Source organism: Haloarcula sp. DT43 (assembly GCF_037078405.1).
GTDB classification, from domain to species: Archaea; Halobacteriota; Halobacteria; order Halobacteriales; family Haloarculaceae; genus Haloarcula; species Haloarcula brevis.
Genome location: NZ_JAYMGZ010000002.1, coordinates 689787 through 701430 on the forward strand (window position 1 = coordinate 689787; position 11644 = coordinate 701430).

Here is an 11644-nt window from a genome sequence, read left to right on the forward strand (position 1 = left end):
CACAAATCAGGCGGGGACGAACAGTCCGGACTCCCCCGCCCCACTCCACGCGTCCCCGACGACGATTTCGCCGAGGTCTGTGTCGATGTTCGACTCGCCGATGCTGCGAGGCGTCGTCGTAGCGCTGGCAGCGGGACTGGGAGTCCCACCGGCGGCCAACCACGCAGCACTGCCGCTCGCGGTGGCGAAAACTCCGAGTGGTTACTCCGCGGACTCCGTCGCCTCTTTCACGTCGGGACCGTCCGCGGAACCGTCGCTGTCTGTCGCCGCCTCGTCTTCGTCGTCGGCTCCACCGTCTGTGGCGTCGTCAGCCGAGTCGCTCTCGTCCCGTTCGGTCGCTGGCTCCGTAGTGTCAGTGTCGGCTTCGAGCGATTCGGCCATCTCGGCCATCGCCGCGGCGGACTCGTCCGGCCGGTCAAGCACCGTCTCGGTGTGCATCCGCATCTCCTCGCTGGCCCGAATCGTCCCGTCGACCGTCGCGTTCTCGTGGAGTTCGACGGTCGTCCCGGAGATGTCGCCCCAGACCTTCGCGCCCGGGCCGACGCGGACGGTGCCGCCGCGGGTCGTCACGTCCCCTTTTATCTCCGTGCCCCGGCCGACCACGATATCGTTTTTCGCCCGCAGGCTCCCGAAGACGACCGTGTCGCGGCCGACTTCGAGGGCCTTCGCGCGGATGTTGCCGTGGAGCCGGCAGTCGTCCCCGACCGTCGCCGGCGTCGAGACGCGCCAGGCGTCGTCGGAGACGCTCGCGCCGCGCGGGATGAGCACCGGGTCGTGGTCACCGCTGCCGTCGTCGAGCATCTCCTCGATGACCGCCTCCGCCGCGTCTTCCTCGCCGATGCGGAGGAGCTGTGAGAGATAGACGAACAGGAACACGATGGTCGGCATCGGGTTCCGGATGACTATCCAGCCGTTCGCCTCGAACCCGTTCTCGATGTCCACGTCGTCGCCGATGTCTAGGTCACCCGCGACCCGGAGTTCGCCGCCGATGTGTACTCGCTCGCCGATGTAGGCGTCCTCGCCGACCAGCACGTTGTCCGCGACGTCACACCACATGTCCAGCCGACAGTCGCCTTCGGCCTCGATGTGGCCGCCGAAGCGGACCCGCTCGTCTGCGATGACCGTCCGCCCGCGCACGCCGAACTCCACGGTCGACTGGCCGCCGACGATGACGTCGCCGTCGGTCACCAGGTCGTGTTCCTCGACGGTGGTGCCGTCGGGGATGTCGAGTTCGGACAGCGGGTCGGAGCCGAGAGGCACAGTTCGCATAGCGGTTTCGTTCGTATTAAACCCTCATGACGTGCATGACGGGCGTCTGACGCTGGTCGGACGCGGGCGGCACGACCCCGGACGGCGGGATCACTGCGTCCCGACGGCGGGAACGTGACAGCTGAACGGCCATAACGAACTACTCCGCCGATACAGTGACTCCAGTATGTCACTTCAACGCCGCCACCTCTCGCTTGCGCTCGTGGTGTTACTGACGGCCACCGCCGGCTGTACCGGACTGCTCGGCTCCGAGCAGGGGCCGGGCGGCACGACCACGGCGACGACGTCGGCCGACGCCAACGGTCCCGCGCCGGGGTCGTCCGGGTTCGACGCGGCGGCCGTCGAGCGCGGGCATTTCGCGACGCTGTCTGACTCGTCGTTTACCACCTCGCTATCGTTCCGGCTCTCGACGGTTCGTGACGGCGAGAACCGGTCCGTGTTCATCAACCGAACCGTCGCCGTCGACCGCGAGAGCGGCCGGTCGCTGTCGACCGGTGAACTGGTACAGCCGAACGGCGACGCGCTGGTGACGACGACCTACACGGCCGACGGGACCACCACCGAGCGCCGCGTCCTCGCCCGCGGCGACGAGGACCTGACCGACTACCGCACCGCATCCGCTCCCTACGACGGGCAGGTCCAACCCGTCAACGACAGCGGCGTCATCGACCGCTCGCTGCTCCAGTCGCTGGGGGCCGACATCGACTGGACCTACGCCGGCACTGAGACGGTCGACGGCGTCGCAGTCTCTCGGTTCGAGGCGAGCGGGGGCGACATCACCGGCTTCGCGGCCGACGACGCCGTCTCGGCGAACGTCTCGGCCAACGGGACGGTGGACTCGGCCAGCGCGGCCGTCCTCGTCGACGGGGACGGCGTCGTCCGGTCGTTCCACTACCGCGTGACGACCGAGCGCGACGGCCAGCCGGTGACGGTGACGCTGTCGCTGTCCGTCTCGCGGGTCGGTGACACCACTGTCACGGAGCCGGACTGGCTGTCGGAGGCGGAGGGCCGACGCAGCTAGCACCGGGCGCTGAACTGCCTGGCGACCCAGTCCGCACTGTCCAGCGCCTCGACGCTGTCCCGGAGCCGTTCCAGCCGGTCGCGTGCCGCCGCGCCGTCGAGTTCCAGCGCCGCCTCGACGGCGTCGGCAATCGCGGCGATGTCGTGTGGGTTGACCGTCAGCGCGCCGTCCAGATACGACGCCGCGCCGGCCAGTTCGCTCAGCACGAGCGCCCCGTCGCCGTCGACGCAGGCCGCCGAGTACTCGTGGGCGACGAGGTTCATCCCGTCGCGGTGCGGGGTCACCACCGCCGCCTCGGCCGCCCGGTACAGCCCGGCGAGCGTCCCGTCGTCGAGGGCCGCTTCGGTGTAGACGATGGGCTGCCAGTCGTCGGTCCCGAAGCGGTCGTTGACACGGTCGACGGCGTCGCGGACGTCCGCCCGGTACCGCCGGTAGGCGGCGATACCCTCCCGGGTCCGGCTCGCCTTCTGGACGTACGTGAACTCTCCCCGGAGGTCCGGCCGCCGGTCCCAGAGATGCGCTAGCGCCTCGATGCGTTCGGGGATGCCCTTCGAGTAGTCGAGCCGCTCGACGCCGAGCGCGAGGCGAATCGACGCGTCCGAGTCGCTGTCGCCCAGCACGGCCTCCCGGACGCCGGCCACGTCGGCGGCCCGTGCCCGGTCCCGGACCCCCTCAACGTCGACGCCCAGCGGGTTCGCCACCACTCGCGTTTCGCCTCCGTTGCGGATGACCGTCCCGCCGTCCGCATCGACGGTCGCCGCGGGGAACGCGCCGTCGACGCAGTGCAGGAACTGCTCGGCGTACGCCGCCGTGTGGAAGCCGACGACGTCGCAGGCCAGCAACCCGTCGAGGAGCGCGTCGCTGTGGGGGCAGTGCCGGAACACCGACGGCGCGGGCCAGGGGATGTGCCAGAACTGCAACAGCGTCGCGTCCGGCCGTCGCTCTCGGACCAGTCCGGGCGCGAGTGCCAGGTGGTAATCCTGGAACCAGACCGGCTGGCCCGCCTCGGCGACCGTATCGACGGCTTCGGCGAACTGCTCGTTGACGGCGCGGTACTGCTCCCAGTAGGCGGGCTCGGCCCACATCCGGCCCGTGTCCTCGTGACAGAGCGGCCAGAGCACCTGGTTGGCGTAGCCGTAGTAGTAGCCCTGTACCGCCGCTTCCGAGAGCGGGACCCGTTTCAGCTCGTAGGCGGGGTCGGACGGCGGTACCTCGACCACGCCGTCCTCGGCCACGGCCATGTCGGCGTCGCCGCTCCCCCAGGCGACCCAGGTGCCGCCCCGCGCCCGCATCACCGGGTCGAGCGCGCTCGTCAGCCCGCCAGCCGCGGACTGGACCCGTATCTCGCCGTCGTCGCCGCGCTCGTGGCTGTACGGCTCGCGGTTCGAGACGACCACGAGCGAGTCCGGAACTGCGCCGTCCTGACCGCTCTCTGACAGTTCCGGAACCATTTGCCGCCGATAGGGACTCCCCCGTCTTGAGACTGTCGCGGCCCGGCGATTCGTGTTCGGGACCGAATAGGTTGGGGAGACGGACGGTGGTTGGCCGTCGTCACGGCGGCCGTCTGCGACGGCGCTCATCGACCGGACCGGGCACAGCGGTCCGTGCCGGCCCGTGGCGATTGCTCCCGGGGCTGGCAGTAAGAGAAAACTTATACCGGAGGCCTCGAAAGAAAGGGGTGAAAGCCGAAAGGGCACCCGGGTAGGGGTACACGGACGTGCCATTTCGGCTCAACTCGGTTTATCTGAACGCGAATCCGGTAGCGACGGCTCCGCTCCGGCCCGTTGTGTGGGCACCTGCCCGACCGACGCGAGTGAACAAGACAGAAGGACGTCCACCGCGTGCTCTCTCACAACGGATGGAATTTCGCACCTGGGAACCAGTGTACGAGGCCCTCCTCGACGACTTCGGTTATCCCCGCGTCGGCGACGAGCGCGCCCGCGACCGCCTCGTCGAACTGCTCGACGGCGACGAACCCTGTGACCCGACGGGACTCGGGCTCGACGGCGCAACGGTCGCCGTCGCTGGGGCCGGCCCGTCGCTGGAATCCGAGGCCGACCGCGCGGTCGAGGCCGACGTCGTCCTCGCGGCGTCGACGGCCGCCGACCGCCTCCGAGCGGCCGGCGTCGCCGTCGACTGCATGGTCACGGACCTGGACAAGAACGCGGACACCGGGCGGCAACTGACCGCCGAGGGGACGCCGGTCGCTGTCCACGCCCACGGCGACAACGTCCCGGCGCTGGAGACCCACGTCCCGGCCTACGACAGCGAATTCGTCGTCCCGACGACGCAGGCGGGGCCCGCCCCGCCGGTCCGCAACTACGGCGGCTTCACCGACGGCGACCGCGCCGCGTTCCTCGCGGACCACTTCGGCGCTGGCTCGCTGGTGTTCCCCGGGTGGGACTTCGACGACCCGTCCGTGACTGCGGAGAAGCGACGGAAACTCCGGTGGGCCGAGCGCCTTCTCCGCTGGCTGGAACAGCGCCGCGGCGAGCGCTTCGACGTGCTCGACGGCCGACGCGACGACATCGCGCCGGTCACCGGCGACTGACGCTCCAGATTCAGGGCGCTAACACATCGATAGTCGCGTCGATAGTATCCCGGTCGGCCGCCCGGGGGAACGTGACGTTGACGGCGTCGACGCCGTCGATGGCCTCGAACTGCGCCAGGCGGTCGCGGCACTCCTCGGGCGTGCCGGCGACGGCGATGCTGTCCAGTAGCTCGTCGCCGATGGCCTCTGCGGCCGCGGCCTTCTCGCCCGATCCCCACTGCTCGGCGATTTCGTACGCGGTGTCCTCGTACCCCTGGCGGGCCAGCGCGTCGCGGTAGAACGTCCCCATGCCGCCGATGTAGAACGCCACGTGCTGGCGGGCCAGTTCGCGGGCCCGCTCGCGGTCGTCCATCGCACAGCACGTCAGCGACAGCGTCACCCGCTGGGCCGCGCGGTCGCGGTCGCCGAGGTCGGCCCCGTGTTCGAAGTCGTCGAGCCGGTCCCGTACCCCGTCCGCGGTCAGCATCAGCGCGTGCCAGCCGTCGGCGAAGCGCCCGGCGAGTTCGACCGACTTCGGGCCGAGTCCGCCGGCGTCGACGGGCGGCGCGGGCTCGGGCGGCTCACAGCGCAGCCGAAAGCCCGACAGCGAGAACACGTCCCCGTCGTACTCGACGCGCTCCCCCGAGAGGACCAGTTTCATCACCTCGACGGCCTCCCGCGTGTACTTGAGCGGGCGCTCGAACTCCCGGCCGTGCCAGCCCTCGATGACGATTGGGCCGGACGGGCCGACGCCGGCGCGGAAGCGCCCGTCCGAGACCTCCTGGAGCGTGGCCGCGGTCTGGCCGAGCAGCGCCGGCGACCGCGAGTACACGTTCAGAATCGACGCCCCGAGCCCGACCGTCGACGTGTGCTCGGCGATGCTGGTCAGCGTCGTCACCGCGTCCCGCCCCCACGTCTCCGGGAGCCAGACACGGTCGTAGCCGCGCTCCTCGGCCTGCTGGCTCATCCCGACCAGGGTGTCGACGGCGGGCTGTGCCGCGACCGGGAGGTACACGTCGCGCGCCGTCATCTGCGACCTCCTGCGCGTCGGCCGGCGACCGGCCGCGTTTCGACTGTCTGGAACATGGCTCGCAGTGCGGTCTCACGGGAGATAAAGCCACATGCGAGGGGGACTGCGGCCCGTTGTCGACGGTTTATTCACCCGCAGTTGCCGCTTGCCAGCGCCACTGCGTGGGCAGCTCGGTGACGCCTCGGGCGACGAAATGTATATCAACTGTCCACCGCTGTCGCCGAGTGTACCCGTGAACCCCTACGCCCTCCTCGGAGCCGCTATCGCGTCGGAACTGCTCGGCACCACGTCGCTGAAGCTCTCGAACGGCTTCTCGCGGCCGGTCCCCAGCCTCGGCGTGGTCGTCGGCTACGGGCTGGCGTTCTATCTGGTATCGCTGACGCTGGAGGAACTCCCTCTCGGCGTCGTCTACGGCACCTGGGCCGCGCTGGGCATCGTCGGCGTGGCCGCAATCGGCGTCGTCGTGTTCGACGAGCCAATCGACGCCGTCGGCCTCCTCGGCGTCCTGCTCATCGTCGCCGGTGTGTACTGTATCAACGTCCTCTCGGAGACGGCCGCGCACTGAGCCGGGTCACGACCGACACTGCGCGTGTCTCGGACTGTCGAGCCGCGAGTCGGCGACCGGCTATATGAGGCCGCCGGTGCTACGGGCTTCTATGCCGTTCGACCCGGACCGCGTGACGACGGTTACGTTCGACTCGTACAGCACTATCGTCGACGTCGAGGCGGCCCAGAAAGCCCTCGCCGACCGGGTGGACGACCCCCGGCCGGTGTCGCAGCTCTGGCGCTCGCGCTCGCTTGCGTACACGTTCCTCGCCAACCAGATAGACGCGTACAAGCCGTTCTACGAGATGAACCGCGACGCCTTGCAGTACGCGCTGGACGCACACGGCGTCGACATCACGACGGAGGAGCGCGACGAGATTCTCGCGGTCTATCACGAACTCGATGTCTTCGACGACGTGCGCGACGGCATGAACAAGCTCTACGACGCCGGCTACGACCTCTACGTCGTCTCGAACGGCAACCCCGAGATGCTCGACTCCATGGTCGATTTCGCCGGCATCGGCGGCCTGCTCGAAGACACGGTCAGCGCAGACGAGATAGCGACGTTCAAGCCGGCGGCCGAACTGTACCGCCACGCTGCGGCCCGGACCGGGACCGAAATCGAGGCCATCGCTCACGTCACGGCGGGGTATTTCGACGTCTACGGCGCGATGCACGCCGGGATGCAGGGCGTGTGGGTCAACCGTGACGGCGGCCCGTGGGACGCCTTCGCCGGCCAGCCGGACCTCACCATCGGGTCGTTCCACGACCTCTACGACGAGCTACCGTAGCGCGTCGGGACGGACAGTCTACACCCGGCGGGACAGCGACGCCCGGAGTTCGCCGGCCAGTTCGCGGTGGCCGTCCTCGGCGAGGCTGTCGGCGACGACCTTCACCGCGGCTGCAGCGCCCCCGACGTAGAGCGCGCCGCCGTCTTTCTCGACGACGACCACGTCGGTCACCTCGGCGACGGCCCGGAGGCTGGCGCGGGCGTCGTCGGTCAGGTCGCCCAGCAGGAACGTGAGCGTCGCGCCGTCGTCCGTGCCGCCAGCGACCGTCTGGCCGAGCGACTGGTGGCGCGCGACTTCCCGCAGAGTCACGTCGGTCAGCTCCGCGACGGTCGGGCCGGGCTCGGTCTCGGCGCGGGTCGTCCGCTCGTCGCCGAGCGCGTCGGCCACTCGCACTACGTCGTGGGTCTCTCGCGTGTCGTGGGTGCGGATGATGTGGGCTCCGCGTTCGACCTCCATCGTCGCCGCCGCGAGCGACACCGCGAGCTGGTTCTCGGTCTCGGGCTGGTCGGCCAGGTCGCCGAGGAAGTCCTCCCGGTTGGTCGCGGTCAGCATCGGCCGGTCGAAGGCGCGGAATTCCCGGAGACGGCGGAACATCTCCCAGTTGTCCTCGAACTCCTTGCCGTCGTACCAGCCGCCGAAGGCCGGGTCGATGATGGTCCTGTCGGTGAACCCGTCGCGCTGGAGCGCCTCGAAGAGGTCGTCGATGGTCTTGAGCGCGCCCGGCCGGGCGAGGTCCGGCGGGCTGGCCATCTTGACGACCGGCATGTCGTGGTCCTCGACGACGCCTTTCATGTCCGGGTCGGCGAAGCCACACACGTCGTTGATGAGGTCGAAGCCGTGGCCGATGGCCTCCTCGGCGACCTCGGCGTACCGCGTTTCGAGCGAGAGGGGCACGTCGGCGTCGAGTTCGTCGACGAGCGGCGCGACCTCCTCGAGCCGGTCTTTCTCCATCTCGACGGGCTTGGACTCGTACTTGGGGTTGGCCGACTGGAGGCCCACGTCGACGATGTCCGCGCCGGCGGGGACGAGGGTCTCCTCGATGGCCTCGGCGGCCTCCTCGGGGTCCAGGTACACGCTCGGCTTGTACCCGGAGTTGGAGCTCATGTTCAGCACGCTCATGACGCGAGTCGGGTGGCCATCGCCAACCGGGAGGCCGTCGATTTCGACCGTGCGCATACCGCTCCCTGAGGACTGGGCGTACAAAGACCCCGCGACATCGGCGGGGGAGCCGCGCCGCGGGACCTATCACTGACGGTGAATCACCGCGATTTATATACATCGTTGCATGAACTATACGGGATGGGTGGGGAGTCCACGGTTGCGTTCGACCTCGATTCGTTCGAGACCGTCACGCGGGAGTTGATGGCTGCGGCGTCCGAACGTGAGATATGCGACACCGCGATGGCTGGCATCCCGTCCGTGTTCGACGTGGAACTCGGGGCGCTGTGGCTGTACGACGGCGACGCGTCGGAGTTGCAGTTGGCGGCGTCGACGGAGCGAGCGGACGAGGTGTTCGACAGGCCGGTCACCTACCGTCCCGGCAACAGCCTCTCGTGGGAGGCGTTCGAACGGGACGAGGTCCGGACGTACTCCGAACTCGACGACGAGCGAAACCAGTACAACGACGCTTCGCCGGTCAGCAGTGAGATAATCCTCCCGCTGGACGAGTACGGCGTCGTCAACATCGGGTCGCTCACTCCCGTCGCGTTCGACGACGAGACGGTTCGGCTCGCCCGGATGTACGCCACCCACGTCCAGGCGGCACTGCAGAAGGCCGAGCGCGAACACGACCTCCGCGTCCAGCGCGACCGGATGGAGCGGTTCATCGGCGTCGTCTCACACGACCTCAGAAACCCGCTCCACGTCGTCGAGGGGCGTCTCGACCTCGCCCGTGCGACCGGCGACCTGTCCCATCTCGACGACGCGGAGGCGGGCGTCGACCGCATGGAAGCGCTCATCGACGACCTGCTGACGCTCGCCAGAGAGGGGTACGCCGTCGAGGAGCGGACCGCGGTCTCCCTCGACGCGCTCGCCGAGCGGACCTGGGCGATGGCCAGGACCGCCGACGCGACACTGGTGGTCGAGGGGTCGCTCCCGGTCTATTGCGACGAAGAGCGCCTCAAACAGGTGTTCGAGAACCTCTTTCGGAACGCGGCGGACCACGCGGGCGATGCCGCGACCGTCCGGGTCGGGCCGATTGTCGACGGCGAGACGGACGGCGACGACGGGGGGCGTCGAGCGACTGGCTTCTACGTCGCCGACGACGGGCCGGGTATCCCGGTCGAGAAACGGGACGACCTCCTCGCTGTCGACGGGTTCTCGGGTGGGGACTCCGGTCTCGGCCTGTCCATCGTGGCCCAGATCGTCGATGCCCACGGCTGGGAGGTTTCGGTGACGGAGAGCCGGACCGGCGGCGCACGCTTCGAGGTGACCGACGGAACGAAACCGGTGTCGCCGTTTCACTCCTGGTAGCGCAGGTCTGTCGACGACCCGGGCGTGCTGTCCGCATCGCCGACGGGATTTATCTGCTCGCCCGCTATACGGTCCGTCAGTGCAGACCCCGGAGCGTGACATCGAAACGGTGCTGGCGGAGTCGGGCCCGGACTACGACGGGTTCCGGTTCGAGACGCCCGGCCAGGGCCACCAGAGCGACGTCTACCTGGTGACGCTGCGCCACGACGGCGAGACCTACGAGGTGGTCGTGAAGTTCAAGCCGCCGGGGGACGTCCCCTTCGCCGTCGAGCCCCGCCTCCACGAGTTCGTCGCCTCCCGGACCGACGTGCCCGTGCCGCGCATCCTCGTCCACGAGGACGACCCGGCCGCCGACGTGCCGCCGTACTTCGTCACCGAGCGCATCCACGGCGAGAACCTGGCCGCCGAATTCGCCGGGCTCTCGGCAGCGGACCGCCGCCGGGTGCTGGCCCAGTCCGGCCGGCTACTCGGCGACATACACTCGGAAATCGGCTTCGAGGCGTTCGGCCGCCTGACGCTCCACGACGACCGCATCGTCGTGAGCGACTGGATGGGGAGCTGGCGGGACTACTTCGAGCGGCTCACCAGGGCCCACCTCTCCCGTCTCGACGACACGCCCTTCGCGGACGTGACCGCTCGGGCCAGGGAGTGCATCGAACCGGCCCTGGAGACGGTCCCCGAGGACGGCGTGCCGCGCCTGGTACACGACGATTTCAGGCCGGCGAACCTGATGTTCGACCCGTCGGCGGACGCGCCGATTACGGCCGTCCTCGACTGGCAGGACGTGCTCGCGGCGCTGCCGGAGTACAACCTCGCACAGACGGAGTTCCTCTTCGTCGACTCGTCGTTTCAGGACCCGGACCGTCGCGAGTCGCTCCGGTCGGCGTTCCGCGAGGGGTACCGGGAGATGCGACCGATGGATTTCGACGCGGGGTACGAGCGGCGACGCCCCCTCTACCAGCTCTCGACGCTCCTGTGGCGGATGGCCGGCTTCGAGGCCGCCTTCGCCGAGGCGTCCGGCCTCGCCGTCGCCCGCGCCGAAGCCCAGTACCGACAGCAGTTCGAGCGCCTCGTCGGGGAGATACGGACGGACTAGGCCGGCCCGGGCGATTGCTCGTCCTCGACTAGGTCCCGCACCGACGCCCAGTCGAGCGTCGTCTGTGCGCCGGGCGACTGTGCCGCGAGCGCGCCACAGGCGTTGGCGACCGCGAGCGCCCGGTCCGGTTCGGTCCCCCGCGTCGTCGCGAAGACGTACCCGGCGGCGAACGCGTCCCCCGCCCCCGCGGTGTCGACCGGCTCTATCGGGAACCCGGCGTTCGTGACCGTCCCCGCAGCCGTGTGAGCCGTCGCGCCGCTGTCACCGTGTTTGACCACGACAGTCGGAACAGATTCGAAGAGGCCGGCGTCCCCCGCGTGGTCGGCCTCTCGGTCGTTGCAAAAGAGAACGTCAGCGTGCGAGAGCACCGCCGAGTAATCGCGGTACGGGAGCCGGCGGCCGGGGTCGAAGCTCACCGGAACGCCCGCGGTCGCGGCGTCACGCGCCAGCGCCGCGGCCGTCGCGGGGTCCTGCCCGGTCAGGTGGAGGTGGGCCGCCCCGGCCAGCCGCTCGGCCGGGAGGTCCGACGCGCGAAACGCCTCGTTGGCCCCGTCGTTTCCCAGCACCACGACGTCGCCGGCCTCGTCGACGACGAGGTACTTCACCGCCGTCGGTTCGTCCGACTCGACCAGCCGCGTCTCGACGCCGGCCGCCGACAGTTCGCGCCGTGCCATCCGCCCGTGGTCGTCCCGGCCGACGCTCCCCAGGACCAGCGGGTCGGCCCCGAGTCCGGCGAGCGCGACCGCCGCGTTCGCCGCGCTCCCCCCGCTGGCCTGTGTCCGGTCGGTGATGCGCCCCTCCCCGTCGGGCTCCGGGACGTGGTCGACGTGAAGCGTCACGTCCCAGTTGACGTGGCCGGCACAGATGACGCGCATGGCAACCGGTGGGC

At 69.7% G+C, this 11644-nt stretch carries 11 protein-coding genes; 6 read left to right on the forward strand and 5 right to left on the reverse strand.

Annotated features, from left to right (window positions below; genetic code table 11):
- Positions 1 to 201: 201 nt before the first annotated feature.
- Positions 202 to 1269 (reverse strand): polymer-forming cytoskeletal protein, encoded by a 1068-nt coding sequence (locus VI123_RS10920; protein WP_336338077.1) that lies wholly within the window; start codon positions 1267 to 1269, stop codon positions 202 to 204.
- A 166-nt stretch (positions 1270 to 1435) separates the two neighbouring features.
- Between VI123_RS10920 and VI123_RS10925 the strand changes: the two genes are divergently transcribed.
- On the forward strand, positions 1436 to 2290 hold the full coding sequence (locus VI123_RS10925; RefSeq protein WP_336338078.1) for a DUF7537 family lipoprotein: 855 nt from the start codon (positions 1436 to 1438) through the stop codon (positions 2288 to 2290).
- Here the strand turns inward: VI123_RS10925 and VI123_RS10930 are convergent.
- On the reverse strand, positions 2287 to 3741 hold the full coding sequence (locus tag VI123_RS10930; RefSeq protein WP_336338079.1) for an alpha,alpha-trehalose-phosphate synthase (UDP-forming): 1455 nt from the start codon (positions 3739 to 3741) through the stop codon (positions 2287 to 2289). The genes VI123_RS10925 and VI123_RS10930 overlap by 4 nt on opposite strands.
- Before the next feature lie 407 nt (positions 3742 to 4148).
- On the opposite strand from VI123_RS10930, the gene VI123_RS10935 reads away from it, so the two are divergent.
- Positions 4149 to 4841 (forward strand): 6-hydroxymethylpterin diphosphokinase MptE-like protein, encoded by a 693-nt coding sequence (locus VI123_RS10935; protein WP_336338080.1) that lies wholly within the window; start codon positions 4149 to 4151, stop codon positions 4839 to 4841.
- 10 nt (positions 4842 to 4851) lie between these two features.
- Here VI123_RS10935 and VI123_RS10940 read toward each other — a convergent pair whose 3' ends face one another.
- Positions 4852 to 5850 (reverse strand): TIGR04024 family LLM class F420-dependent oxidoreductase, encoded by a 999-nt coding sequence (locus tag VI123_RS10940; protein WP_336338081.1) that lies wholly within the window; start codon positions 5848 to 5850, stop codon positions 4852 to 4854.
- Positions 5851 to 6082: 232 nt separating this feature from the next.
- On the opposite strand from VI123_RS10940, the gene VI123_RS10945 reads away from it, so the two are divergent.
- Both VI123_RS10945 and VI123_RS10950 read left to right on the forward strand, forming a co-directional pair.
- Entirely contained in the window at positions 6083 to 6415 is a 333-nt protein-coding gene (locus VI123_RS10945; protein ID WP_407066996.1) for a DMT family transporter, read from the forward strand.
- A gap of 91 nt (positions 6416 to 6506) precedes the next feature.
- Complete coding sequence (locus tag VI123_RS10950; RefSeq protein WP_336338083.1) at positions 6507 to 7187, forward strand: haloacid dehalogenase type II; 681 nt, start codon at positions 6507 to 6509, stop codon at positions 7185 to 7187.
- 18 nt (positions 7188 to 7205) lie between these two features.
- On the opposite strand, the gene VI123_RS10955 is transcribed toward VI123_RS10950, so the two are convergent.
- On the reverse strand, positions 7206 to 8363 hold the full coding sequence (locus VI123_RS10955) for a dihydropteroate synthase (protein WP_336338084.1): 1158 nt from the start codon (positions 8361 to 8363) through the stop codon (positions 7206 to 7208).
- Positions 8364 to 8486: 123 nt separating this feature from the next.
- Here VI123_RS10955 and VI123_RS10960 point away from each other — a divergent pair, with 123 nt between their 5' ends.
- Positions 8487 to 9659 (forward strand): sensor histidine kinase, encoded by a 1173-nt coding sequence (locus tag VI123_RS10960; protein ID WP_336338085.1) that lies wholly within the window; start codon positions 8487 to 8489, stop codon positions 9657 to 9659.
- Positions 9660 to 9738: 79 nt separating this feature from the next.
- Positions 9739 to 10755: a phosphotransferase family protein gene (locus tag VI123_RS10965; RefSeq protein ID WP_336338086.1), complete on the forward strand. Its 1017-nt coding sequence runs from the start codon at positions 9739 to 9741 to the stop codon at positions 10753 to 10755.
- Here VI123_RS10965 and VI123_RS10970 read toward each other — a convergent pair.
- Entirely contained in the window at positions 10752 to 11630 is an 879-nt protein-coding gene (locus VI123_RS10970) for a carbohydrate kinase family protein (RefSeq protein WP_336338087.1), read from the reverse strand. The two genes, VI123_RS10965 and VI123_RS10970, sit on opposite strands and share 4 nt — an antisense overlap.
- Positions 11631 to 11644: the final 14 nt, after the last annotated feature.